22 protein-coding genes and 1 tRNA gene are annotated in these 25758 nt (G+C 63.3%); 5 read left to right on the top strand and 18 right to left on the bottom strand.

Annotation, left to right across the window (positions count from 1 at the left end):
• Nucleotides 1-11 precede the first annotated feature (11 nt).
• Nucleotides 12-824: a helix-turn-helix domain-containing protein gene (locus VUG52_RS02910; RefSeq protein ID WP_050703571.1), complete on the bottom strand. Its 813-nt coding sequence runs from the start codon at nucleotides 822-824 to the stop codon at nucleotides 12-14.
• Between the two features lie 181 nt (nucleotides 825-1005).
• On the opposite strand from VUG52_RS02910, the gene VUG52_RS02905 reads away from it, so the two are divergent.
• The 3 genes from VUG52_RS02905 to VUG52_RS02895 all read left to right on the top strand — a co-directional run bounded on the left by VUG52_RS02905 (nucleotide 1006) and on the right by VUG52_RS02895 (nucleotide 3773).
• On the top strand, nucleotides 1006-2448 hold the full coding sequence (locus tag VUG52_RS02905; RefSeq protein WP_050703570.1) for an alanine/glycine:cation symporter family protein: 1443 nt from the start codon (nucleotides 1006-1008) through the stop codon (nucleotides 2446-2448).
• 211 nt (nucleotides 2449-2659) lie between these two features.
• A complete protein-coding gene (locus VUG52_RS02900) occupies nucleotides 2660-3649 on the top strand; it encodes an asparaginase (RefSeq protein ID WP_050703569.1) in 990 nt (329 codons plus the stop codon).
• Nucleotides 3636-3773, top strand: coding sequence for a hypothetical protein (locus VUG52_RS02895; RefSeq protein WP_331832397.1), 138 nt, complete (start codon nucleotides 3636-3638; stop codon nucleotides 3771-3773). The genes VUG52_RS02900 and VUG52_RS02895 overlap by 14 nt, the downstream gene beginning before the upstream one ends.
• A 785-nt stretch (nucleotides 3774-4558) precedes the next feature.
• Here VUG52_RS02895 and VUG52_RS02890 read toward each other — a convergent pair.
• The 8 genes from VUG52_RS02890 to VUG52_RS02855 all read right to left on the bottom strand — a co-directional run bounded on the left by VUG52_RS02890 (nucleotide 4559) and on the right by VUG52_RS02855 (nucleotide 14789).
• A tRNA-Sec gene (locus VUG52_RS02890) sits at nucleotides 4559-4654 on the bottom strand.
• Nucleotides 4655-4660: 6 nt separating this feature from the next.
• Nucleotides 4661-6583 carry a selenocysteine-specific translation elongation factor gene (gene selB / locus VUG52_RS02885; RefSeq protein WP_050703568.1) on the bottom strand — a complete coding sequence of 641 codons (1923 nt, stop codon included), beginning with the start codon at nucleotides 6581-6583 and terminating at the stop codon, nucleotides 4661-4663.
• The gene (gene selA / locus VUG52_RS02880) at nucleotides 6580-8007 is read right to left on the bottom strand and encodes an L-seryl-tRNA(Sec) selenium transferase (RefSeq protein ID WP_050703567.1); all 1428 of its coding nucleotides are present in this window, start codon (nucleotides 8005-8007) and stop codon (nucleotides 6580-6582) included. Before selA ends, selB begins: the two co-directional genes overlap by 4 nt.
• Nucleotides 8008-8169: 162 nt before the next feature.
• The gene (fdhE, locus tag VUG52_RS02875; RefSeq protein ID WP_050703566.1) at nucleotides 8170-9090 is read right to left on the bottom strand and encodes a formate dehydrogenase accessory protein FdhE; all 921 of its coding nucleotides are present in this window, start codon (nucleotides 9088-9090) and stop codon (nucleotides 8170-8172) included.
• A gap of 4 nt (nucleotides 9091-9094) precedes the next feature.
• On the bottom strand, nucleotides 9095-9751 hold the full coding sequence (locus VUG52_RS02870; protein WP_050703565.1) for a formate dehydrogenase subunit gamma: 657 nt from the start codon (nucleotides 9749-9751) through the stop codon (nucleotides 9095-9097).
• Nucleotides 9748-10698, bottom strand: coding sequence for a formate dehydrogenase subunit beta (gene fdxH, locus VUG52_RS02865; RefSeq protein WP_050703564.1), 951 nt, complete (start codon nucleotides 10696-10698; stop codon nucleotides 9748-9750). Before fdxH ends, VUG52_RS02870 begins: the two co-directional genes overlap by 4 nt.
• Complete coding sequence (gene fdnG, locus VUG52_RS02860; RefSeq protein WP_156329574.1) at nucleotides 10698-13766, bottom strand: formate dehydrogenase-N subunit alpha; 3069 nt, start codon at nucleotides 13764-13766, stop codon at nucleotides 10698-10700. Before fdnG ends, fdxH begins: the two co-directional genes overlap by 1 nt.
• Before the next feature lie 153 nt (nucleotides 13767-13919).
• Entirely contained in the window at nucleotides 13920-14789 is an 870-nt protein-coding gene (locus VUG52_RS02855) for a DMT family transporter (RefSeq protein WP_050703561.1), read from the bottom strand.
• 193 nt (nucleotides 14790-14982) lie between these two features.
• On the opposite strand from VUG52_RS02855, the gene VUG52_RS02850 reads away from it, so the two are divergent.
• The gene (locus VUG52_RS02850) at nucleotides 14983-15480 is read left to right on the top strand and encodes a GlcG/HbpS family heme-binding protein (protein WP_082337615.1); all 498 of its coding nucleotides are present in this window, start codon (nucleotides 14983-14985) and stop codon (nucleotides 15478-15480) included.
• A gap of 111 nt (nucleotides 15481-15591) precedes the next feature.
• On the opposite strand, the gene VUG52_RS02845 is transcribed toward VUG52_RS02850, so the two are convergent.
• A complete protein-coding gene (locus VUG52_RS02845) occupies nucleotides 15592-16137 on the bottom strand; it encodes a single-stranded DNA-binding protein (RefSeq protein ID WP_028690243.1) in 546 nt (181 codons plus the stop codon).
• Between the two features lie 9 nt (nucleotides 16138-16146).
• Nucleotides 16147-17541, bottom strand: a complete 1395-nt coding sequence (locus VUG52_RS02840) for an MFS transporter (protein ID WP_050703560.1) — start codon at nucleotides 17539-17541, stop codon at nucleotides 16147-16149.
• Between the two features lie 129 nt (nucleotides 17542-17670).
• On the opposite strand from VUG52_RS02840, the gene uvrA reads away from it, so the two are divergent.
• Nucleotides 17671-20505 (top strand): excinuclease ABC subunit UvrA, encoded by a 2835-nt coding sequence (gene uvrA / locus VUG52_RS02835; RefSeq protein WP_050703559.1) that lies wholly within the window; start codon nucleotides 17671-17673, stop codon nucleotides 20503-20505.
• Nucleotides 20506-20640: 135 nt separating this feature from the next.
• On the opposite strand, the gene bfr is transcribed toward uvrA, so the two are convergent.
• From bfr to rpsM, 7 genes are all read right to left on the bottom strand, one after another.
• Nucleotides 20641-21105 (bottom strand): bacterioferritin, encoded by a 465-nt coding sequence (gene bfr / locus VUG52_RS02830; protein ID WP_050703558.1) that lies wholly within the window; start codon nucleotides 21103-21105, stop codon nucleotides 20641-20643.
• Nucleotides 21106-21268: 163 nt separating this feature from the next.
• Nucleotides 21269-22708, bottom strand: coding sequence for a catalase (locus VUG52_RS02825; RefSeq protein WP_262952440.1), 1440 nt, complete (start codon nucleotides 22706-22708; stop codon nucleotides 21269-21271).
• Between the two features lie 170 nt (nucleotides 22709-22878).
• Entirely contained in the window at nucleotides 22879-23265 is a 387-nt protein-coding gene (gene rplQ / locus VUG52_RS02820; protein WP_331832396.1) for a 50S ribosomal protein L17, read from the bottom strand.
• Between the two features lie 42 nt (nucleotides 23266-23307).
• Nucleotides 23308-24309 carry a DNA-directed RNA polymerase subunit alpha gene (locus tag VUG52_RS02815; protein ID WP_003255452.1) on the bottom strand — a complete coding sequence of 334 codons (1002 nt, stop codon included), beginning with the start codon at nucleotides 24307-24309 and terminating at the stop codon, nucleotides 23308-23310.
• Nucleotides 24310-24331: 22 nt separating this feature from the next.
• Nucleotides 24332-24952 (bottom strand): 30S ribosomal protein S4, encoded by a 621-nt coding sequence (rpsD, locus tag VUG52_RS02810; RefSeq protein ID WP_023629185.1) that lies wholly within the window; start codon nucleotides 24950-24952, stop codon nucleotides 24332-24334.
• Nucleotides 24953-24967: 15 nt separating this feature from the next.
• On the bottom strand, nucleotides 24968-25357 hold the full coding sequence (rpsK, locus tag VUG52_RS02805) for a 30S ribosomal protein S11 (protein ID WP_003255454.1): 390 nt from the start codon (nucleotides 25355-25357) through the stop codon (nucleotides 24968-24970).
• Nucleotides 25358-25375: 18 nt separating this feature from the next.
• Nucleotides 25376-25732 carry a 30S ribosomal protein S13 gene (gene rpsM, locus VUG52_RS02800; RefSeq protein WP_003255457.1) on the bottom strand — a complete coding sequence of 119 codons (357 nt, stop codon included), beginning with the start codon at nucleotides 25730-25732 and terminating at the stop codon, nucleotides 25376-25378.
• Nucleotides 25733-25758: the final 26 nt, after the last annotated feature.

Below are 25758 nucleotides of genomic sequence, written 5' to 3'. Positions count from 1 at the left end.
TCAATTATGGCTCACTCGATCTCGAACAACCCGTTGCTGACCATCCCCGCGCTCAGCCGGTCACGGATGTCGTCATCGATACGCGGATCGTCCGGGCGGTACAGCTTGATCTGCCGGTAGGCGTTGATGCGGTTGATCTCCTCACCCAGGTATTCCCACACCACCCGGGTACACGCCGGATTGCGCCGGTCACCGCTGGATACGCCAGTCTTGAGGCCGTTCAGACGGCTGATGCGGCTCTTGAAGCTGGGGATGAGAATCGTCTGGCTCATCTCGTTGAAGGTGAGCGACTCGTAGTCGATCAGGAACATCCGGTCCTGCAGCTGGAACGCCGCGCCCAGGTAGCGGCAACGTACCTCGGCGTGCTGGTCGAGGCCACTGCTGCGCTCCTGGCGTTCCTGGCGCTCGAACAAAAAGCTGCCGCGCTCCTCCCACAGGTGCACCAGCGACACCAGGATCGAGCCCGGCACCGACATGCAGTTGGAGTATTCGAAGTAGTAGCCGCAGTAGCGCGACAGGTTGCCGGCTTCTTTATGCAGCGGCTTGAACAATTCGCTGATCGGGTCGTCCTGGGGACCGACACGCTGTTCCTGGTTGCGTGCGCCGATCAAGCGGGCGAACTGTTCCGCCGGCAGACCCAGCTCGTAATCCTCGACACCGAAGAAGTCGCCGATGCGCTTGAGGTTGTAGGCCGTCGGACGGCTCTGGCCGCTCAGGTACTTGTTGAACTGCGCGCGATTGATCGACAGCTGCCGGCAAACCTCGGAGATAGAGCGGTAGTGGCTGCAGGCCAATTTGAGGTTGGTAGCGAAGTGATCGCCCATGATGCGTGGGTCCGGATGATGCGAGTGACGCCATTCTAGCATCAAGTCGCACCAAAATGGAGCAACCCGCGAAATTGTAACCACAGTTGTCATAGCCAACCATGCGCCCCCAATGAATAGCGGTGCGCCTGCCGCCCGCTGGTCTTTCCACGCGAAGAATAAGAATCGAGGTCATTTTCCAATGCTCGAAGCACTCAACGATTTCCTTTCGGGGAAGCTTCTCATCGTGCTGATTGTCGGTCTCGGCAGTTACTTCACGATCCGCTCGCGGTTCGTCCAGTTCCGCCATTTCGGCCACATGTTCGGTGTCTTCAAGGAATCCCTTCGCGGCCAGGCAGGCCAACTGAGCTCGTTCCAGGCCCTGATGCTGAGCCTGGCCGGTCGCGTCGGCGCCGGTAACATCGCCGGTGTCGGTATCGCCGTGACCCTCGGCGGTCCGGGCGCCGTGTTCTGGATGTGGGTCACCGCGCTGGTGGGCATGTCCAGCAGCTTCTTCGAGTGCACCCTGGCCCAGGTCTACAAGCGCGCCGATGGCGATGGTCTGTACCGCGGCGGCCCGGCGTACTACATCCAGCACGGCCTGAAGCTGAAAAGCATGGCGATCGTGTTCTCGATCCTGCTGCTGGTCACCTACGGCTTCGCCTTCATCGGCCTGCAGTCGTACACCGTGACCCACTCGCTGCAGAACGCCTTTGCCTTCGATCCGAAACACACCGGTATCGTCCTGGCAGCCCTGCTGGCCCTGACCTTCATCGGCGGCATCAAGCGCATTGCCGCGGTGTCCGACCTGCTGGTACCGGTCAAGACCCTGGCCTACATCGGCGTGACCCTGTACGTGATCGGCACCCAGATCGAACACGTCCCGGCCATGCTGGAAACCATCTTCAAGAGCGCCTTCGGTCTCGACCCTGCGTTCGCTGGCCTGCTGGGCAGCGCCATCGTCATGGGCGTGAAGCGTGGCGTGTTCGCCAACGAAGCAGGCCTGGGCAGCGCGCCGAACGTCGCCGCCGTGGCCGCCGTGAAACACCCTGGCGCCCAGGGCGTGGTCCAGGCGTTCAGCGTGTTCCTCGACACCTTCGTGATCTGCACCTGCACCGCGCTGCTGATCCTGCTGTCGGGCTTCTACACCCCGGGCTTCGAAGGTGACGGCATCGTCCTGACCCAGAACTCGCTGGCCGCCGTGGTCGGTGACTGGGGCCGTGTGTTCGTCAGCGTCGCGCTGTCGCTGTTCGTCTTCACCTGCATTCTCTACAACTACTACCTGGGCGAGAACAGCCTGCAGTTCCTCAGCCGCAACCGCGCCGTGCTGATGACCTTCCGCGGCCTGGTGCTGGCGCTGGTGGTGTGGGGTTCGACGCAGGACCTGTCGACCGTGTTCGCCTTCGCCGACATCACCATGACCTGCCTGGCGTTCGTCAACCTGATCGCCCTGGCCATGCTGTTCAAGGTCGGCCTGCGCGTCATGCGCGACTACGACGCACAGCGCAAGGCCGGTATCAAGCAGCCGGTGTTCGACTCCAGCAAGTTCACCGACCTGGACCTGGACCGTGCCGCCTGGCCGGCCAATCCGCAGGCTGAAACAGCCACTGACAAAGCTGCCGTTCAGGCGCATGCTCAGCGCTGATATTCTCCCCTGCCCCAGCCGCCCCGTTCGTGGGCGGCTGACTCTTCTTTCGCGCGGCTTCATACGAAAAGTCGCCGAGCGGCGATCAGGCAAGGCGAAAACAGGCGAGGAAGCGGAGTTGACGGGTTGTCAATGAGCATTCCGAGCCTGTTTTCAACGCTCGTCGCGCAGGCACTTTTCGTACGAAGCCACATCGCTACGGAATGCTCCCATGCGTCCAGTCAAGAATCTTCTCGTCCTTTACACCGGTGGCACCATCGGCATGCTGCAGACCGCCGAAGGCCTCGCGCCGGCCGGTGGCTTCGAAGCGCGCATGCGTGACCACTTCGCCAGCTGCGGCGATGCGCCGAAGGTGCACTGGTCGCTGCGTGAGCTGAACCCGCTGATCGACAGCGCCAACATGCAACAGGCCAACTGGCTGGCGATGCGCGACGCCATCGTCGAGGCGGTCGAGCGTGACGGCCACGATGGCGTGCTGGTGCTGCATGGCACCGATACTTTGGCCTACAGCGCCGCGGCCCTGTCGTTCCTGCTGCTGGGTTTGCCGGCGCCGGTGCTGTTGACCGGTTCCATGCTGCCGGCCGGCGCGCCGGACAGCGATGCCTGGGCCAACCTTGTCGGAGCCCTGAACCTGTTCGAAAACGGCCTGGAGGACGGCGTGCAGCTGTACTTCCACCGTCAGCTGCTACACGGCTGCCGCGCTTCGAAGCTGCGCAGCGAGGCGTTCGACGCCTTCACCGTGCTCCCGCGCCATCGCGAGAGCGAGCACGCGCCTGAGCTGCCGACCCGCCTGGACTACCGCCAGCCACGCCAGCCGGTCAAACTGGCGGTCATGCCGGTGTTCCCGGGCCTGGCCGCCGAACATCTGCGTGGCCTGTTCGACAGCGGTATCCAGGGGCTGGTGCTGGAGTGCTACGGCAGTGGTACCGGGCCGTCCGACGACCAGGCGCTGCTCGACGTGCTGCACGACGCGCGCCAGGGTGGGGTGATGATCGTTGCCATCAGCCAGTGTCCGGAAGGTTCGGTGGTGTTCGACACCTATGCCGCTGGCAGCCGGCTGCGTGACACCGGGCTGGTCAGTGGCGGTGGCATGACCCGCGAGGCCGCGCTGGGCAAGCTGTTTGCGCTGCTCGGCGCGGGGCTGGATGTGCAGGCGGCGGAGCATTGGTTCGCGCTGGACCTTTGTGGTGAGCGCGCTTAAGCGCATTGATCTTCCGAACGCCATACGGGCTGGCTTTGGCTTTGGCTTTGGCTTTGGCTTTGGCTTTGGCTTTGGCTTTGGCTTTGGCTTTGGCGATCAGAAGATTAACGCCATAGCCAACTAGCGACAGCTGCGTCAGCCCAGGCGCCGCCCGTACCTTCGCGACTTCAGGAGGCCGAACGCAGGTCTTGCGGAGGGAGGTGACGGGCATGGATGCCCGTCAAGCGCTGCGCCCCAGGATGGGGCGTTCAGCGCGGTCCTCCCGGGAGCAAGGCCGGAGTGAGGGAACCCGGAGCGAAGCGGAGGGCCGGATGAATGGAGCGAGGATTTTTTGGTTCCTTTTTGATCCTTCAAAAAGGAACTCGCCGTAAGGGCGAAAAGGTGACTATGCGTCGACATCGCAAATGAATGCACCTACAACTATTAATACCAGCACTGACCGACTTTGACTTTGACTTTTAGAGCATGTGTTTTGAAAGTTATATGCGCATTCATTTGCGATGGTGACGCATAGTCACCTTTCCGCCCTTACGGCGGCTCACTTTTTGAAGGATCAAAAAGTAAGCAAAAAATCCTCGCTCCATTCATCCGGCCCCTACGCTTCGCTCCGGGGTTCCCTCGCTCCGTTCTTGCTCCCGGGAGGACCGCGCTGAACGCCCCATCCTGGGGCGCAGCGCTTGACGGGCATCCATGCCCGTCACCTCCCTCCGCAAGAACTCCGCTCGGCCTCCTGAAGTCGCAATTGGCGTCGCCTGAACTACCGCGCACTTAGAAGCAAGATCAAGATCAAGATCAAGAGATACGAATTGATTCGAAGATCGACAGATATACTAAGTGCTTCAAATGGGACAAGAAAGATATCCCACTACATGCAAGTTATCGTAACCCACAAGATTTAAACGAAGAAATTGGCGGAAGGCAGCGGGAGTCGAACCTGCCCGGGAACGGCTGCCGTCCCCAACCGGGTTTGAAGCCCGGCCGCGCCACCGGGCGCGATTGCCTTCCTTGAAATCAGGGCCCGTGTTGCGACTGGGCCAGGGCGCTGTCGACGCGAATATGCCGTTGGTCACCGACCCGCCGGGTCAGACCAACGCGGTCGAAGTACTCGAGTATCTGCACACTGCGCTTGCGACCGATGCACAACATATCGCGAAACGCCGCAACCTGCACTATCGGCGATGCCTCGGCCTGCTGCAACAACAGCTCTGCCATGCGCCTTAGCGTCACCTCCGGGTAGAACAGGTCACGCACCACCTGGTGCAACAGGCCCAGGCGGGCGAGCTTGCGCAGCAGCAGCCGCACCTCGGCCTCCTCGCAGCGCTCCTCGGCAGCCAGCGTACGCACCCAGGGCGGATCGAACTCACCCGCCAGCAAGCGCGGCAGCAAGCGCTCCCACAGCGCGGTATCGGCTTCGCTCAACTGAACCTTGTGCCCAGGCAGATGCAGCCACGGACCACTGCTGCTAATCCCCCCTTCACCCAACAACTCATCCAGCAGGCTGACAAACGCCGGACGCTCCAGCGGCATCGCGGTAAAACGGCGCAGGCGGTCGCGGTCCGGACCGAGCTGGTCGGGCTCCTGCTCGTGGAACTGCGCCAGCCTCGCCAGCACCTGCTGCTTGAGTGAATGCCACTGCTGGCGTGAGAACAGCAATTGGCCCTGGCGGGTGGCAATTACCTGTACATCCTCCGGCAACTGCCAGGTCTCGCGCAGACGGTTGAACTGGCGCTCGAGCCGCTGCGGGTCGAGCCCGCCCGGTGCCGTCTCGAGCAACGCCGGCAAGGCCTGCTCCAGTTCAGTGGCATCACGCAGTACCTGCAGCTGGCGCAGGCGCGCCTCGCTGCGACGCTGTCGGCTCGGCGCAAAGGGATCGAGCACGCGGCCACCGCCGAGTGTGCGCTGGGCGCGCTGGTCGCGCAGTACCAGGCGATCGCCATGCACCGCCTGCAACGGCGCGTTGAGCAGCAACTGGGCGAACATGCGCTGGCCGGCGCCGAGCCGTTCACCCTCCAACAACGCAACACGGGCCGTGACATCCTGGGTCCCCAGGTGCACATGCACCGCGCTGAAATGTTCGAATGTCCGGGTCTCGCCCGGCAGCAAGGTGAAATCGATATCGACCCGCACGCTCGGTGCATGCAGCCACTGCGGCACCAGCCAGTCGCCCCGGTGCACCTGCTCTGCCGCCAGCCGTTCAGCGCTGATGTTCAACGCGACCCGCTGCCCGGCCTCGGCCACCAGCGCCGCCTGGTTCTGCGCATGCAGGCCACGCACCCGCACCGGCTTGCCGGCCTTGCCCAGCAACAGCGTGTCGCCGGCGCTGACCTGCCCGGCCAGGGCCGTCCCGGTGACCACCACGCCCGCCCCGGACACCGCGAAGGCGCGGTCCACGGCCAGGCGGAATCCGCCCCGCACACTGCGTCGACGCACCTGGGCCTCGGCGGCCAGCAACGCTTCGCGCAAAGCGTCGATCCCCTCGCCGCTCAGGCTCGACACCGGGAACTGCGCTACCCCGGCATATGGCCCGGGCGCCAGCAACGCCGTGACCTGCGCCTGGACTTCGGCCAGCCGCTGCGGCTCGACCCGGTCGCACTTGCTGATGACCACCAGCGCCTGGGGAATACCCAGCAACTCGATGATCGACAGGTGCTCGCGGGTCTGCGGCATCACCCCGTCGTCGGCGGCGACCACCAGCAGCACCAGATCGATGCCATGGGCGCCGGCGAGCATGTTGTGGATAAAACGCTCATGGCCGGGCACATCGATGAAACCCGTCAGCGGAGCACCTTCGGCCAGTGCCGCATAGCGGTAGCCGAGGTCGATGGTCATGCCCCGGGCACGCTCCTCCTGGCGCGTGTCGCCGGCCTGGCCGGTCAGGGCCTGGAGCAGCGCGGTCTTGCCATGATCGATGTGGCCGGCGGTACCGACGATCACTGCACCGGCCCCAACTGCAACGCCGGCAGTTGCGCCAGCCACTGGGCCTCGTCGTCCAGCTGGCGCAGGTCGAGCCACAGGGCATCGTCGTCGATGCGGCCCAGTACCGGCACCGGTAGGTCGCGCAGCGCCCGCTCCAGCACATGCAGGCTGCGCCCACGCAGTTTCTTCGACACCTGCGCACGCATGCACAAGGCCGCGCTGGGTAGGCGCGCCACGGGCTGGCTGCCGCTGCCGATCATGCCCAGGGCCGGTTCGACGCTGACCGTCCATTGCGTACCCAGCCTAGCGGCCAGTTCAGGCGCCAGGCGCTCGGCCTGGGCGGCGATCTCGGGCTGGGGCCGGGTGAGCAGGCGCAGACTCGGCAGGCGCTCAGCCAGACGGTCCGGATTACGGTACAGCGCCAACACGGCTTCGAGTGCCGCAAGGGTGATCTTGTCCACCCGCAGGGCACGCTTGAGCGGGTTCTTCTTGATCTTCGCGATCAGCTCCTTGCGCCCGACGATGATCCCCGCCTGCGGCCCACCGAGCAGTTTGTCGCCACTGAAGGTGACGATGTCGGCACCATCGGCCAGGGCCTGGCGCACGGTCGGCTCGGCCGGCAGGCCCCAGCGGGTCAGGTCGAGCAGGCTGCCGCTGCCCAGGTCTTCAAGCAGCGGCAACGCATGTGCATGGGCGATGCGCGCCAGTTCCGCAGTGGGCACCTGGGTAGTGAAACCCTGGATGCTGTAGTTGCTGCAGTGCACACGCATCAGCAGGCCCGTGCGCGGGTTGATCGCGCCCTCGTAGTCGCGGGCATGGGTGCGGTTGGTGGTGCCGATCTCGTGCAGCTTCACCCCCGCGCGGGCCATGATGTCGGGGATGCGGAAGGCGCCGCCGATCTCGATCAGCTCGCCCCGGGAGATGATCCCTTCCTTGCGCGCGCCCAGGCTATTGAGCGCCAGCAACACGGCGGCGGCGTTGTTGTTGACCACGGTGACGGCCTCGGCGCCGGTCAGTTCGCGGATCAGGCCTTCGATCAGGTCGTCGCGGTCGCCGCGCTTGCCGGTGTTGAGGTCGAACTCCAGGTTCAGCGGGTAGCGGGCGGCGGTTTGCATGGCGTCGATCGCTTCTTCGGGCAGCAAGGCCCGACCGAGGTTGGTGTGCAGCACCGTGCCGGTGAGGTTGAACACCCGGCGCACCTGGCTGCGCTGCTGGATGGCCAGGCGTTCGCCGGCTCGACCCAGGAGGACTTCGGCGGTCAGTTCGGTGGCACTCAGTTGACCGAGGCGAGCTGACTCGCGCAGGTCGTCGAGCAGCTGGCGCAGGGTGGCCAGCGTGGCGTCACGACCGTGGCGGTCGATCAGTGGAGCGCAGGCTGGGTGGCGCAGCAGGGTGTCGATGGAAGGCAAGCGTGGGGTGTCGCTGGCGAGGGTTGAAGACATTCGGTACTACCTATGACTGATCCGTTGTCTGTTCCGGCCCTTTCGCGGGGCAAGCCCGCTCCTACAGGAGACACGTTGGCGTCGTAACCAGCGCTGCACCTGTAGGAGCGGGCTTGTCCCGCGAAGAAGGCGACTCGGTGTAGCAGTGTAGACAATTACCCCCTAGCCCGGCGCCAGCAGCAGGTTCGGCGCCAGCCGATGGAAACCCTCCTCGTCCAGGCGCATGTCCAGCGCCAGGCTCGCCAGGTCATCGGCCAACGGCTCGGCCGCGGCGTCATTCTCCAGGTAGCACTGCTTGAGGTAGCTCTGGCACCCCGGGCAGCACTCGGCGCGCAGCGGCGCCTTGCCCGGTGCGTGGCGGTCATCCTCAAGGTTGCTGTAGCGCAGGTCCTTGCTCGACTCGCAGTACACGCACTTGACCCGCACCACATGCCATTCGCAGGCACACAGCGAGCAGGCCAGGTAGCGCAGGCCATTGTGCTTGCCACGGTTACGCACTACCCCGGCCATGGCCGGCGATCCACAGGCTGGGCACTGGGCCAGGCTGCCGGCGGGCTTGAGCTCAGGCGCAGGCAAGGCCAGCAGCCAGCTGGACCACGCCGCCTGCAACGCGGCGCCGATAAAGGGCACCAGCGCCGCCGGCACTGCGTCGTACTGGCCACCGAGCAGGGCGATAGCCCAGCCCTTGCGCTGGGCATCGTCGCTGCCACGCAACGCATCCAGCGCCTCGGCCAGTGGCCCGTCGGATTCGGCCTCGAAGCGCTTGAGCAACGCCTGCAACCAGACCAACCAAGGCCCTTCACGCACCAGGCTGTCGGCCGCCAGGGGCGGCAGCCCATGACTTATACACAAGCGCTGGCGCTCTTCGGCCACTGGTAAGTCCGCAGGCGGGTTATCCACAAGCTGCTGCTGAATCCGACACAGCCGAGCCATCAGCCGCAGGTAGTCACCCAGGGCATTACCCTCGGCCAGGTACTCCAGCCGCGTGGCGCGGACCTCGTAGAGGTTGGCGGGGGGCAGGTGCAGGAACGGCGGCATCACTGCCGACGCTTCGATCTGCCCAGGTTCAAGAATCGTGCTCAAACGGTCATCCTTCTTTTCCACCGTGGTTGTTCGGCGTCTTGTCGCCGGTCACTTCCCGGTACCACAGTTCATGGTGCTTGCGTGCCCAGGCGCGGCTGACCCAGCCATGCAGCATGGCGCCGATCGAGCCCTTGATCCAGATCCCTGCGTAGATGTGCACGATGATGCTGAGGATCAGCACGAACGCCGCCAGGGCATGCAGCAGCGCGGACAGGCGAATGACGTCGATGCCGAACCAATGGCTGAAGTACGCGCGCCAGATCACCACGCCGCTGACCAGCAGTACCAGCATGCAGGCCAGCAAGGTCCAGAACAGCAGCTTCTGCCCGGCGTTGTACTTGCCGATCGGCGGCACGCCCTCTTCCTTGTTGAGCATCACCCGGTCGATGCGGCGCAGCCACAGGCGGTCGTTGGCGGTGATGAAGTTGGCGCGCCAGAAGCGCAGCACCAACCCGAGAAAGAACACGAACATGCCCACACCGATGAACGGGTGGAGAATCCGCGTCCACGGCCCGCCGCCGAACAGGTGGCTGAGCCAGAACAGCGCCGGGTGGAACAGCGCCAGCCCCGAGAGGCCGGCGAGCACGAACAGGATCGCCACGACCCAGTGGTTGCTCCGCTCGTTGGCGTTGTAGCGCAGGATAGGCTTGTTGTCGTTCATGGCCGCTGCTCCCCCTGCCCGCCCGGGCGGTTCGGATCATAGACATGCACCGCCGGGTCCACCTGGTGGACAGTGTTATCCACAGGCGCCGGGTGTTCGTCCTCCTCGACCCGTTGCGGACCCACGCGTACATAGTGGAAGAACCCGGCCAGCACCGCCGCGCCCATGGCCAGCAGCGCCAGCGGCTTGCTGAAGCCCTTCCACAGCCCCACCAACGGGCTGATCACCGGTTGGTCCGGCAGGCCGGCGTAGATCCGCGGCGTGTCGGCGTGGTGCAGCACGTACATCACGTGGGTGCCGCCGACGCCATCCGGATCGTACAGCCCGGCGTTCTCGTACCCCCGCGACTTCAGGTCGACGATGCGCTCGTCGGCATGCACCTTCATCTCCTCCTTGCTGCCGAAGACGATCGCCCCGGTCGGGCAGGTCTTCACGCAGGCCGGCTCCAGGCCCACGCTCACGCGGTCGGAACACAGGGTGCACTTGTAGGCCTTGTGGTCCTTCTGCGAGATGCGCGGGATGTTGAACGGGCAGCCGGTAATGCAGTAGCCGCAACCGATGCAGTGGTCCTGGTTGAAGTCGACGATACCGTTGGCGTGCTTGATGATCGCCCCCGGGCTCGGGCAGGCCTTCAGGCAACCTGGCTCGGCGCAGTGCATGCAGCCGTCCTTGCGGATCAACCACTCCAGGTTGCCGTCGTCGCGCTCGTGCTCGGTGAAGCGCATCAGGGTCCAGGTCTCGGCGCTGAGGTCCTGGGGGTTGTCGTAGGTGCCGTGGTTGTGGCCGACCTCGTCACGCAGTTCGTTCCACTCCGAGCACGCCACCTGGCAGGCCTTGCAGCCAATGCACTTGGTGGTGTCGATCAGCTTGGCGACTTCCTGCTGCTGGCGTACCGAGGGCGGTACGGTGGTGGTGGCCGAGCGGGCGATGATGTCTTGGCTGGCCATCAGAGTTTCTCCACTTTGACGAGGAACGACTTGGACTCCGGCGTCTGCGTATTGCCATCACCGAGGAACGGCACCAGGGTGTTGGTCAGGAAGCCGTGCCGAGTGCTGCCGGTGAAGCCCCAGTGCAACGGGATGCCGATCTGGTGCACGGTCTGGTTGTTGACCTGCAGCGGACGGATCCGCTTGGTCACCACCGCCACCGCGTCGATATAGCCGCGCTTGCTCGACACCCTTACCCGGTCGCCGGCCTTGATGCCCTTCTCGTTTGCCAGCACCTCGCCGATCTCGACGAACTGCTCGGGCTGGGCAATGGCATTGAGCCGGCAATGCTTGCTCCAGAAGTGGAAGTGCTCGGTCAGCCGGTAGGTGGTCGCCGCATGGGGGAACTCGTCGTGCGTGCCGAGGGTGTCCCACACCGAATCGAAGATCCGTCCGGCCGGATTGCTGGTGGCCTTCTTGTTCTGCGGATGCAGCGGGTTGATACCGATGGGTGTCTCGAACGGCTCGTAGTGCTCGGGGAACGGCCCCTCGGCCATCTTGTCGATGGCGAAGAACCGCGCCACGCCCTCGGGGTTCATGATGAACGGGTTCATCCCCGCTTCCGGTGGCGAATCGACCTTGAAGTCCGGCACGTCGGTGCCGGTCCAGGCCTTGCCGTTCCACCACACCAGGCGTTTCTTCTCCGGGTCCCACGGCTTGCCTTGCGGGTCGCTGGAGGCGCGGTTGTAGAGGATCCGCCGGTTGGCCGGCCAGGCCCAGGCCCAGTTCTGCACCTGGTGCATGCCGTACGGGTCGCTGTTGTCGCGCCGGGCCATCTGGTTGCCCTGCTCGGTCCAGCAGCCGGCGAAGATCCAGCAGCCCGACGCAGTGCTGCCGTCGTCCTTCATCTGGGCGAAACCGGCCAGTTGCTGACCGGCCTTGAGCGTGGCGCCGGTGGCGTCGGTGAGGTCGCTGACCGCCCAGCCGTTCATCTCCTTGGCCAGCTCTTCGGGCGAAGGCTCTTCCGGGACCTTGTACGGCCAGCTGAGGTTGAGCAGGGGGTCGGGGTAGGCGCCGCCTTCGGCCTGATAACGCTTGCGCAGGCGCAGGAACAGCTCGCTCATGATGTGCACGTCGGTGCGGGTCTCGCCCGGGCCGTCGGCGCCCTTCCAGTGCCACTGCAGCCAGCGGCTGCTGTTGACCAGCGAGCCGTCTTCCTCGGCGAAGCAGGTGGTGGGCAGGCGGATCACCTCGGTCTGGATATTGGCCGTGTCGACGTCGTTGAACGCGCCAGCGTTGCGCCAGAACTCCGAGGTCTCGGTGGCCAGCGGGTCCATGATCACCAGCCACTTGAGCTTGGCCAGGGCCGCGGTGACGCGGTTCTTGTCCGGCAGCGCGGCGATCGGGTTGAAGCCCTGGCACATGTAGCCGTTGACCTTGCCCTGGCCCATCATCTCGAACATACGCAGCACGTCGTAGGCCGGCACATCGAGCTTGGGCAGCCAGTCGTAGCCCCAGTTGTTGGCGGCGGTGGCGTTGGCGCCGTACCAGGCCTTCATCAGGCTGACGTGGAACTTGCCATAGTTCTGCCAGTACGACAGCTGCCCCGGTCGCAGCGGCTTGGAGGCGCGCTTGTCGATGTAGGCGGCGTAGTCCTGCTCGGCGTCTCCGGCCAGCGTGAGGTAGCCCGGCAGCGAGTTCGACAGCAGCCCCAGGTCGGTCAGGCCCTGGATGTTGGAATGCCCGCGCAGGGCGTTGACCCCGCCCCCCGGCATGCCGACGTTGCCCAGCAGCAACTGCACCATCGCCGCGCTGCGGATGATCTGCGCGCCGATGGAGTGCTGGGTCCAGCCCAGGGCGTAGAGGATCGTCATGGTCTTGCCCGGCACCGAGCAGGTGGCGATCTCTTCCCAGATCTTCATCATCTGGTCCTGGGGCATGCCGCAGGTCATGCTCGCCAGTTCCGGCGTGTAACGGCTGTAGTGCTGCTTCATCAGCTGGTAGACGCAACGCGGGTGCTGCAGGGTCGGGTCGACCTTGGCGAAACCGTCCTCGCCCAGCTCGTAGCCCCAGCCGGACTTGTCGGCGTACACGCGCTTGGCCGCGTCATAGCCGCTGAACAGTCCGTCCTCGAAGCCATAGTTCTCTTTGACGATGAACGACACGTCGGTGTAGTTGCGCACGTACTCGTGCTGGATCTTGTCGTTGCTCAGCAGGTAGTTGATCAGCCCGCCCATGAAGGCGATGTCGCTGCCGGTGCGGATTGGCGCGTAGTAATCGGCCACCGAGGCGGTACGGGTAAACCGCGGGTCGACCACGATCAGCCGCGCCTTGTTGTGCGCCTTGGCTTCGGTCACCCACTTGAAGCCGCACGGGTGCGCTTCAGCGGCGTTGCCGCCCATCACCAGGACCAGGTTTGCGTTGGCGATGTCAGACCAGTGATTGGTCATCGCGCCACGGCCATACGTCGGGGCAAGACTTGCCACCGTCGGGCCGTGTCAGACACGCGCCTGGTTATCGAACCCCAGCATGCCCAGCGAACGGATCACCTTGTGCGTCATGTAGCCCGCTTCGCTGGAAGCGGCGGACGCGGCGAGAAAGCCCGTGGTGAGCCAGCGGTTGACCGTCTGACCCTGGGCGTTCTTCTCGATGAAGTTGGCGTCGCGGTCCTGTTTCATCAGGTCGGCGACGCGGTCGAGGGCTTCGTCCCATTCGATGCGGGTCCACTCGTTGCTGCCCGGCTTGCGCACCTCGGGGTACTTGAGGCGGCTGGGGCTGTGGATGAAGTCCAGCAGGCCGGCGCCTTTCGGGCACAGGGTGCCGCGGTTGACCGGATGGTCCGCGTCGCCCTCGATGTGGATGATGTTCTGTTTGACGTTCTTGCCCGCGTCACCCTGGCTGTACATGATCAGGCCGCAGCCGACCGAGCAATAAGGGCAGGTGTTACGGGTTTCTTTGGTATGCGCCAGCTTGAAGTGGCGCACCTGCTCGGCGAACGCGGGTGTCGGGGCCATGCCCAACGCCGCAAGGCTCGAGCCTCCAAGGCCGACGGCGGCGACCTTGAAGAATTGCCGACGGTTGAGATCCATCGTGCACTCCTGATCAGGTTCTCGGGCGCGCGGGACTTGGCCGGCGCCTCAGGGACTTCACGGTGACGGTGGACAGACACCGCCAACTGTTAAGCCTAGTCAAGAATCTGCAAAGCGCGATGATCTGGATCAGGCTCAGGGCATTTCGCCGCTTCATCCATACAGATGCAGGAGGACAGCGCCCACCAACACCAGGATCACCCCGACGACCTGCAGCAGGGACAGGCGCTCGCGGTAGAACAGGAAGCCGAGAATCGCGGCAATGCCTCCGGACAAGGTGCTGATCACCGTGACGACCGCAATCGAGCCATGCAACGCGCCCCAGGAAAACGCCGAGAAGCCTCCCAGGTTGAAAAGGCTGGCACCACACAAGGTGCCCCAGGTCTTGAGCCTGACCGTAACCTGGTCTCGAAGCATTCGCAGCGCCTCAGGCAGCAGGAACAGAACCCCTACTCCGTAGCCCAGCGCCAGCATGTTCACCGGCCCCAGCACTGGCAGTGCGTACTTGCCCTGGACCCAGAAGCTGACGCCATACAGCAGCGCCGCCAGCAGGGCGAAGCCGACCGACAGACGACCGCCCGCATGCGTTTGCCCACTGCCGCCCTTTGCCTCACGGCTGGCCAGGACCACACCCAAGAAGCAGGTCAGCAACCCGAAGATCTGCCAGGTGCCCAGCGCCTCGCCGCCCAGCCAGGCGAGCAGCGTGGTGAACACGCCATAGGAAGTCACCAGCGGCGCCACCACCGAGGTCTTGCCGATCGCGAACGCCTTCGAAAGCGCCAATGCGCCGCTCAAGGTACATAGCGCCGCCAGGCAGGCGAGCAGCAGCACGCTCGCTGGAGCCGCGACCATCTTGGTGAGTTGCAGGGAAGATACGGCAATGATGAGCCCCATCAACAACAGGCCCAACAACTGTCCGAAGAATACCGCCCGCCTTACGCCAACCGCCCGGGCATTCATGCCGACCAGAAAGTCGGTGGCTCCCCAAAGTACAGCCGCCAGCAGTCCCATGAGCACATCCATGTCTCGGTTCCTGAATGGGAGGAGCGTGACGATAGCCATCGTCACGTCCAAAGTTCAAGCCACATGACGGCATTCAAGAACAGCATTACGTCGGCAATTGCGCGCTCCTACGTCGCTATCGGAAACGTACTACGTCGCGAAATATCCTGTGCCTGTTAGGTTAACGGGCCACACATGGACGAGGCTCACGGGCATGAATATCAAGTACCTTTTGACCACCCTCTTGATTGGCACTTCGGTGTTCCTTCAACCCACCGTAGCGGCGACGGCAGACAATGTTCACACGCCTCCCACCACCCAGCAGATCACAACCGAGCGCGCGCGGAGCATGGCCGATGCCGCAGAACGTGCCGCCCGTGCCCAAGGCTTTGCCATCGTCATCAGCATCGTCGACAACCATGGCAACCTGAAGTACTTCCACCGCATGGATGGCACCAGCAGCGGCAGCATCCAGGTCGCGCAGCTCAAGGCAGAGACATCCGCCCGCTTCCCTCTGTCGACCCGCTCGCTCGGCGAGCGCAGCACCGCGCTGCCGGCCAATCCCTACGCCTCGCTCCCCGGGTTCACCCTGCTGGAAGGCGGCCTGCCGATCATGGACGCGAACGGCAGGCATATCGGCGGCATCGGTATCAGCGGAGCAACGCCGGAACTGGACGCCCAATTTGCCAGAACGGCACTCGAAGAAGGCTGACGCCTTGTCAGAGCACCGGCTTCAGACAAAAAGAAACCCGCTTCAGGTATGAAGCGGGTTTCTTGTTTCAGCTCTGTTTCGCTGGGGCACCGTTGGCGCCCCCAGGAAGTATCAGAACGGAATATCGTCGTCGAAGCTGTCGAAGTCAGCGGCTGGCTGCGGAGCCGGCTGTTGCGGCGCCGGGCGCTGTGGCGCCTGCTGCGGACGTGGGGCCTGCTGGCGCGGAGCCTGGTTGTACTGCTGCTGGCCACCCTGGTTGTAGTTGTTACCACCACCTTGGTTGTATTGGTCGCCACCACCCTGCTGACCCTGCGGACGACCGCCAAGCAACTGCATGGTGCCGTTGATGTCGACGATGATCTCGGTGGTGTAGCGCTTGATGCCGTCCTTTTCCCACTCGCGGGTCTGCAGCTTGCCTTCGATGTAGCACTGCGAACCCTTGCGCAGGTACTCGCCGGCAATCTCGGCGACCTTGCCGAACAGCGACACACGGTGCCACTCGGTACGCTCGACCTTCTGGCCCGACTGCTTGTCGGTCCACTGCTCGCTGGTGGCCAGGCTCAGGTTGGTCACGGCGTTACCGTTGGGCAGGTAGCGGACTTCGGGATCCTGACCGCAGGTACCGACCAGAATGACTTTGTTAACCCCACGGGCCATAACGTTCTCCTAGGCTTCGCACGCCGCAGAGGCTGGGTTCACCAGACGCTCGAGGGTCGCACGGTCCAAAATTTTCGTATCCAGTTTGATATAGATGGCGGCTTCTTCTGCCACCACCACGGCGTCGGTCACACCCGGCACGGCCATCAGGCGCTCGGTCAGCCCGGCTTCCCGGACCGCTTCCGGCGTCAGCGGCATGCGCAGGCTGGTCACGTACGGCGGCTCGTTCATGCGCAACGCAGTGAGCAACCACAGGACGCACAACACGGCACATCCCAGGAACACCATGCTCAAGCCACCGTGCTGGAACAACCAGCCACCGAGGATGCCTCCCAGCGCGGCGCCGAGGAACTGGCTGGTGGAGTACACCCCCATCGCCGTCCCCTTGCCACCGGCAGGCGACACCTTGCTGACCAGCGAAGGCAAGGATGCCTCCAGCAGGTTGAATGCAGTAAAGAATACCACGGTGCCGATCACCAGTCCGCGCAAGTTGTCAGCCCACTGCCAGAAGAACACCTCCACCAGCAGCAGGACACTGACCGCGCCGAGCAACACGCGTTTCATCTTGCGCTTCTTTTCCCCGTAGATGATGAAGGGGATCATTGCAAAAAATGAAACCAGCAAGGCGGTCAGGTACACCCACCAGTGCTGTTCCTTGGGCAGCCCGCCGCGCTCGACGAAGGCCAGGGGCAGCGCCACGAAGCTGGCCATCAGGATCGCGTGCAGCACGAAGATGCTGATATCCAGGCGCAGAAGGTCCGGATTGCGCAGGGTCGGACCGAGGGCCTGACGGGCGACACCGGACTCGCGGTGGGTCAACACAGTGTGCGAGTTGGGCACGACGAAGGCGATCAGGCCGATGCCGACCAGGGCAAGTCCTGCGGTGGCAAGGAACAATCCTGACAAGCCAAAGGCGCGGGTCAACAGCGGGCCGACCACCATCGCCACGGCGAACGACAGGCCGATGCTCATGCCGATCATGGCCATCGCCTTGGTCCGGTGCTGCTCACGGGTCAGGTCGGACAACAACGCCATCACCGCCGCGGAAATCGCCCCCGCCCCCTGCAGGATGCGTCCGGCGATCACGCCCCAGATGGAATCGGCCTGGGCCGCCAGCACGCTGCCCAGGGCGAAGATGATCAACCCCACGTAGATCACCGGACGGCGGCCGATGCGGTCGGAAATCACCCCGAACGGAATCTGCAGCACGGCCTGGGTCAGGCCGTAGGCACCGATGGCCAGACCGATCAGCGCAGGCGTGGCGCCGGCCAGGTCCATGCCGTAGGTGGCCAGCACCGGCAGTACCATGAACATGCCCAGCATACGAAAGGCGAAGACCAGGGCCAGGCCGCTGGCGGCGCGGGTTTCGCTGCCACTCATGCGCTCGTTGTGGGTGTCGTGCATGGATTAACCTCGTGTGAACCGGCGGCGATTCTATCAGTCCGACGCCTTGACGGCATATACGTGACGCTTTGCCGCGTAATGGCAGCGCGCCGTATACTCCTTTGTTTATGCCCGCCGAGCGAGGCCGTAGTGGACAAGATCCTGATCCGTGGGGCGCGTACCCACAACCTGAAGAACATCGACCTGACCCTGCCCCGGGACAAACTGATCGTGATCACCGGCCTGTCCGGATCCGGCAAGTCCTCGCTGGCGTTCGACACGCTGTACGCCGAAGGCCAGCGCCGCTACGTCGAATCGCTGTCGGCCTATGCCCGGCAGTTCCTGTCGATGATGGAAAAGCCCGACGTCGACACCATCGAAGGCCTGTCGCCGGCGATCTCCATCGAGCAGAAGTCGACCTCGCACAACCCACGCTCGACCGTCGGCACCATCACCGAGATCTACGACTACCTGCGCCTGCTCTATGCCCGCGTCGGTACGCCACGCTGCCCGGACCACGATATCCCGCTGGAAGCGCAAACGATCAGCCAGATGGTCGATCTGGTGCTGGAAAAGCCCGAAGGCAGCAAGCTGATGCTGCTGGCCCCGGTGATCCGCGAGCGCAAGGGCGAGCACCTGGCGGTGTTCGACGAACTGCGTGCCCAGGGCTTCGTTCGCGCGCGGGTCAACGGCAAGCTCTACGAGCTCGACGAACTGCCCAAGCTGGATAAACAGAAGAAGCACAGCATCGATGTCGTGGTCGACCGCTTCAAGGTCCGCGCCGACCTGCAGCAGCGCCTGGCCGAGTCGTTCGAGACCGCGCTCAAGCTGGCCGACGGCATTGCCTTGGTCGCGCCGATGGACGACGAAGACGGCGAGGAAGTGATCTTCTCGGCGCGCTTCGCCTGCCCGGTGTGCGGCCATGCGATCAGCGAGCTGGAGCCCAAGCTGTTTTCCTTCAACAACCCGGCCGGCGCCTGCCCGACGTGCGACGGCCTGGGGGTGAAGCAGTTCTTCGACACCAAGCGCCTGGTCAACGCCGAGCTGACCCTGGCCGAAGGCGCGATACGTGGCTGGGACCGGCGCAACGTCTATTACTTCCAGATGCTCGGCTCACTCGCCGCGCACTACGGTTTCAGCCTCGAGGAACCGTTCGGCGAGCTGTCGGCCGAGCACCAGAAGGTCATCCTGCAGGGCAGCGGCAAGCAGAGCGTCGATTTCAAGTACCTCAACGACCGTGGCGACATCGTCAAGCGCTCGCACCCCTTCGAGGGCATCGTGCCCAACCTCGAGCGCCGCTACCGCGAGACCGAGTCGGCCACCGTGCGTGAAGAGCTGGCCAAGTTCCTCGGCACCCAGCCCTGCCCCGACTGCCGCGGTACCCGCCTGCGTCGCGAAGCGCGCCATGTGTGGGTCGGCGAAAAGACACTGCCGGCGGTGACCAACCTGCCGATCGGCGAAGCCAGCAACTACTTCGGCGAGTTGACCCTCACCGGACGTCGTGGCGAGATCGCGGCGAAAATCCTCAAGGAGATCTGCGAGCGCCTGCAGTTCCTGGTCAACGTCGGTCTCGACTACCTGACGCTGGACCGCAGCGCCGATACCCTGTCCGGCGGCGAGGCCCAGCGGATCCGCCTGGCCAGCCAGATCGGCGCCGGCCTGGTGGGAGTGATGTACATCCTCGATGAACCGTCCATCGGCCTTCATCAACGGGACAACGACCGCCTGCTGGCCACCCTCAACCACCTGCGCGACCTGGGCAACACGGTGATCGTGGTCGAGCACGACGAGGACGCCATCCGCCTGGCCGACTACGTGGTGGATATCGGCCCGGGTGCCGGCGTGCATGGCGGCCAGATCGTCGCCGAGGGCTCGCCCGAAGAGGTCATGGCGCACCCCGACTCGCTGACCGGCAAGTACCTGTCCGGACGCAAGAAGATCGTCGTCCCGGCCAAGCGCACACCCCGCAACAAGAAGCTGTCGCTCAAGCTCAAGGGCGCGCGCGGCAACAACCTGCAGAACGTCGACCTGGAAGTGCCGATCGGCCTGCTGACCTGCGTGACCGGTGTGTCCGGTTCGGGCAAGTCGACGCTGATCAACAACACCCTGTTCCCCCTCGCCGCCACCGCGCTCAACGGCGCGAGCAGCCTGGAGGCCGCGCCGCACGCGAGCGTCGATGGCCTGCAGCACCTGGACAAGGTGGTGGATATCGACCAGAGCCCGATCGGCCGCACGCCTCGTTCCAACCCGGCGACCTACACCGGCATCTTCACGCCGATCCGCGAGCTGTTCGCCGGCGTGCCGGAGTCGCGTTCCCGCGGCTACGGCCCCGGGCGCTTCTCGTTCAACGTCAAGGGCGGACGCTGCGAAGCCTGCCAGGGCGATGGCCTGATCAAGGTGGAAATGCACTTCCTGCCGGACATCTACGTGCCCTGCGATGTGTGCAAGAGCAAGCGCTACAACCGCGAAACCCTGGAGATCAAGTACAAGGGCAAGAACATCCACGAGGTGCTGGAAATGACCATCGAGGATGCCCGCGAGTTCTTCGACGCGGTCCCGGCCCTGGCGCGCAAGCTACAGACGCTGATGGATGTCGGCCTGTCGTACATCAAGCTGGGGCAATCGGCGACCACCCTGTCGGGCGGCGAGGCGCAGCGGGTCAAGCTGTCGCGCGAACTGTCCAAGCGCGACACCGGCAAGACCCTGTACATCCTCGACGAACCGACCACCGGCCTGCATTTCGCCGATATCCAGCAGCTGCTGGACGTGTTGCACCGCCTGCGTGACCACGGCAATACCGTGGTGGTGATCGAGCACAACCTGGATGTGATCAAGACTGCCGACTGGCTGGTGGACCTGGGTCCGGAGGGTGGCTCCAAGGGTGGGCAGATCATTGCCTGTGGTACACCGGAAGAGCTGGCCGAGAAGAAGCAATCGTATACCGGCCACTACCTCAAGCCGCTGCTGGAGCGCGACCGGGCATAAAGCAATGGGGGCGCTTTGCGCCCCATTCGCGGCACAAGGCCGCTCCTACAGGCGATCGCGTAATCTCTAGGTTGACGCGTTCAAATGTAGGAGCGGCCTCGTGCCGCGAAAGGGCTGCAAGGCAGCCCCAAGCTTTTACATCTGCGACTGCAGGTAATTCTCCAGGCCAATGGCCTTGATCAGCCCCTGCTGCTTCTCCAGCCAGTAGGTGTGATCTTCTTCGGTATCGGCCAGCTGCGCACGCAGGATATCGCGGCTGATGTAGTCCTTGTGCAGCTCGCACAGCTCGATGCCCTTGCACAGCGCGGCACGGACCTTGTACTCGAGCTTCAGATCGGCCTCGATCATCTCCGGCACGGTGCTGCCCACGTGCAGGTCGTCGGCGCGCATGTCCGGGGTGCCTTCGAGCATGAGGATACGGCGCATCAGGGCGTCGGCGTGCTGCGTCTCTTCTTCCATCTCGTGGTTGATACGCTCGTAGAGCTTGCCCAAGCCCCAGTCTTCGTACATCCGCGAGTGAATGAAGTACTGATCGCGTGCTGCCAGTTCGCCCTTCAGCAACGTGACGAGGTAGTTGATTACGTCCGGGTGACCTTGCATCGCCCTGCTTCTCCCTGTGAATACGTCTATGGGACATAGTGTGAACCAGGTTTTGCTCGCGGTCACTGAAAAACGCGCAATTAGAAGCAAAAATTCGGCTAAACAGTAGTGATATTCATTGAAAAACCGCCCAAACGAGGGCGGTTCTTGTTATCACTTCGACTTAGGCCAGGTTGATGCCCAAGGCCTTGGCGATGCCTTCTCCGTAGGCTGGATCAGCCTTGAAGAAGTACTGCAGTTGACGCTGGACGACATCCTCGCTGACGCCCGCCATGGTGCCGGCGATGTTGCCGATCAACAGCGCCTTCTGTTCATCACTCATCAGGCGGAACAGCGCGCCGGCATGGCTGTAGTAGTCGTTGTCTTCGCGGTGGTCGTAGCGGTCCGCCGAACCGTTCAGGGCCAATGCAGGCTCTGCATGGCGCGGCGACTGCTTCGGTGCGTCCGCGTAGCTGTTTGGCTCGTAGTTGGGAGCACTGCCGTAGGCGCCGGAGGCCATGGAACCATCGCGCTGGTAGCTGTGCACCGGGCAGCGTGGCGCATTGACCGGCAAGTGCTGGTGGTTGGTACCCACGCGGTAGCGGTGCGCATCGGCATAAGCGAACACCCGGCCCTGCAGCATGCGGTCCGGCGACAGGCCGACCCCGGGCACCATGTTGCTGGGGCCGAACGCCGCCTGCTCGACTTCGGCGAAGTAGTTGAGCGGGTTGCGGTTGAGTTCCAGCACGCCGACCTCGATCAACGGGTAGTCCTTCTGCGACCAGGTCTTGGTCACGTCGAAGGGGTTCTCGTCACGGCTGGCGGCCTCGGCTTCGCTCATCACCTGGATGCACACGGTCCACCGTGGGAAGTCACCGCGCTCGATGGCCTGGAACAGGTCGCGCTGGGCGTAGTCCGGGTCGCTGCCGGCCAGGCGGGCGGCCTCAGCCGGCGCCAGGTTCTTGATGCCCTGCTGGGTCTTGAAGTGCCACTTGACCCAGGTGCGCTCACCCTTGGCGTTGATCAGGCTGTAGGTGTGGCTGCCGAAACCGTGCATGTGGCGGTAGCCGTCCGGGATACCGCGGTCGGAGAACAGGATGGTGACCTGGTGCAGCGCCTCGGGCGAGTGCGACCAGAAGTCCCACATCATCTGCGCGTTCTTCAGGTTGGTCTGCGGGTGGCGCTTCTGGGTGTGGATGAAGTCGGGGAACTTCAGCGGATCACGGATGAAGAACACCGGCGTGTTGTTGCCGACGATGTCCCAGTTGCCTTCCTCGGTGTAGAACTTCACCGCGAAACCACGCGGGTCGCGCTCGGTGTCCGCCGAGCCGCGCTCACCACCCACGGTGGAGAAGCGCAGGAACGTCTCGGTCTGCTTGCCGATGCTGTCGAACAATTTGGCACTGGTGAGTTCGGTGATATCGCGGGTGACGGTGAAGGTGCCGTAGGCGCCGGAGCCCTTGGCGTGCACGCGACGCTCAGGGATGTTCTCGCGGTTGAAGTGGGCGAGCTTCTCGACCAGGTGGAAATCGTCGAGCAGCAGCGGGCCGCGAGGACCTGCGGAACGGGAGTTCTGGTTGTCGGCTACGGGCGCGCCGCTTGCGGTGGTGAGAATCTTGCTCATGGGCTCTCCTGATCGGTCTTGAACTGCCGGCTAATCGGCTTGGAGAGAGTATTGTCGACCCATGTTACAAGAACAAATTCATTACCTGACTTACATCAATAGAAAATAACAATTCATAAGGCAACAAAAAACCGGGCCTAGGCCCGGTTCTTTGCAGCAGACAGAACGTCTTACTCGGCAGCTTCTACAGCACCACCGACCGGACGATCAACCAGCTCGACGTACGCCATAGGCGCGTTGTCGCCAGCGCGGAAACCGCACTTCAGGATGCGCAGGTAGCCGCCCTGACGGGTGGCGTAACGCTTGCCCAGGTCGTTGAACAGTTTGCCAACGGCGGACTTCGAACAGGTACGGTCGAAGGCCAGACGACGGTTGGCGACGCTGTCTTCCTTGGCCAGGGTGATCAGCGGCTCGGCAACGCGGCGCAGTTCCTTGGCTTTCGGCAGGGTGGTTTTGATCAGCTCGTGCTCGATCAGCGACACTGCCATGTTCTGGAACATAGCCTTGCGGTGAGAGCTGGTACGGCTCAGGTGACGTCCACTTTTACGATGACGCATGATTCATTCCTTACCAAACACTACGTTCGGTGATTACGACGATCAGGCAGTCGCCTTGTCGTCTTTCTTAAGACTTGCAGGCGGCCAGTTGTCGAGGCGCATGCCGAGGGAAAGACCACGGGAGGCCAGGACGTCCTTGATTTCAGTCAGGGACTTCTTGCCCAGGTTAGGAGTCTTCAACAGCTCTACTTCGGTACGCTGAATCAGGTCGCCGATGTAGTAGATGTTCTCCGCCTTGAGGCAGTTGGCCGAACGTACGGTCAGTTCCAGGTCGTCAACCGGGCGCAGCAGGATCGGATCGATCTCGTCTTCCTGCTCGACCACAACCGGCTCGCTGTCACCTTTGAGGTCGACGAACGCGGCCAGCTGCTGTTGCAGGATGGTCGCGGCACGACGGATAGCCTCTTCAGGATCCAGGGTACCGTTGGTTTCCAGATCGATGACCAGCTTGTCCAGGTTGGTACGCTGTTCAACACGGGCGTTCTCGACCACGTAGGCGATACGACGCACCGGGCTGAACGAAGCGTCCAGCTGGAGACGGCCAATGCTGCGGCTTTCGTCTTCGTCAGTCTGACGGGAGTCGGCCGGCTCGTAACCGCGACCACGAGCTACGGTGAGCTTCATGTTCAGGGCGCCGTTGGACGCCAGGTTCGCGATTACGTGATCGGGGTTGACGATCTCGACATCGTGATCCAGCTGAATATCGGCAGCGGTAACCACCCCCGAACCCTTTTTCGACAAGGTCAGCGTAACTTCGTCACGACCGTGCAGTTTGATAGCCAGGCCTTTCAGGTTCAACAGGATTTCAATGACGTCTTCCTGAACACCTTCGATCGCGGAGTACTCATGGAGTACGCCGTCGATCTCGGCCTCGACTACTGCACAGCCAGGCATGGAGGACAACAGGATGCGGCGCAGCGCGTTGCCCAGGGTATGGCCGAAGCCACGCTCGAGAGGCTCGAGCGTGATCTTGGCGCGGGTTGGACTGACAACCTGCACGTCGATGTGACGGGGTGTCAGAAACTCATTTACCGAAATCTGCATGGATGCACCTATTTTCTAGCCCTTACTTGGAGTAGAGCTCGACAATCAGGTTTTCGTTGATGTCGGCGGACAGGTCGCTGCGAGCAGGAACGTTCTTGAAAACGCCCGACTTTTTAGCAGCATCCACGTCAACCCACTCAACGCGGCCACGCTGGGCGCACAGTTCAAGGGCTTGAACAATGCGCAGCTGGTTCAGCGACTTCTCGCGAACCGAGACCACGTCACCCGGACGAACTTGGTAGGATGGAATGTTCACAGTCTTACCGTTGACGCTGATCGCTTTGTGCGAAACCAGCTGACGGGACTCGGAACGAGTCGAGCCGAAGCCCATACGGTAGACGACGTTATCCAGACGGCACTCGAGCAGTTGCAGCAGGTTCTCACCGGTTGCGCCTTTTTTCGAGGCAGCAGCTTGGTAGTAACCGCGGAACTGACGCTCCAGAACACCGTAGATACGACGGACTTTTTGTTTCTCGCGCAGCTGGGTACCGTAGTCGGACTGACGGCCACGGCGCTGGCCGTGGATACCTGGGGCTGCTTCGATGTTGCACTTCGATTCCAGAGCGCGAACGCCGCTCTTCAGGAACAGGTCAGTGCCTTCACGGCGAGACAGTTTGCATTTTGGACCAATGTAACGTGCCATTTATCTGTCTCCTGATTACACGCGACGCTTCTTCGGCGGACGGCACCCGTTGTGCGGGATTGGCGTCACGTCGGTGATGCTGGCGATCTTGTAGCCGCAGCTGTTCAGTGCACGAACGGCGGATTCACGACCTGGACCTGGACCCTTGACGTTGACGTCGAGGTTCTTCAGACCATATTCCAGCGCAGCTTGACCAGCACGCTCAGCAGCGATCTGGGCTGCGAACGGGGTGGATTTGCGCGAACCACGGAAACCCGAACCACCGGAAGTAGCCCAGGACAGTGCGTTGCCCTGACGGTCGGTGATGGTCACGATGGTGTTGTTGAAAGACGCATGGATGTGGGCGATGCCATCAACCACTGTCTTTTTGACTTTTTTACGAGGACGAGCAGCAGGTTTTGCCATGTCTATATTCCTGGGCGATTACTTGCGGATCGGCTTACGCGGGCCCTTACGGGTGCGTGCGTTGGTCTTGGTGCGCTGACCGCGAACCGGCAGACCTTTACGATGACGCAGGCCGCGGTAGCAACCCAGGTCCATCAAGCGCTTGATCTTCATGTTGATGTCACGGCGCAGGTCACCTTCGGTGGTGAACTTCGCGACTTCGCCACGCAGGGTTTCGATTTGCTCGTCGCTCAGATCCTTGATCTTAGCGGCTGGGTTTACACCAGCGTCCGCACAGATTTTCTGCGCGGTAGTGCGACCGACACCATAGATGTAGGTCAGCGAGATAACAGTATGCTTGTTATCTGGAATGTTGACGCCTGCAATACGGGCCATTCAGTGGGACTCCAATTGACAGCTAC

Origin of the sequence: Pseudomonas sp. LH21, assembly GCF_036549575.1 — a bacterium.
GTDB lineage: Bacteria > Pseudomonadota > Gammaproteobacteria > Pseudomonadales > Pseudomonadaceae > Aquipseudomonas > Aquipseudomonas peradeniyensis.
The sequence above is the reverse complement of the archived record's forward strand: the minus strand, read 5'-3'. Positions and strand labels throughout refer to the sequence as shown.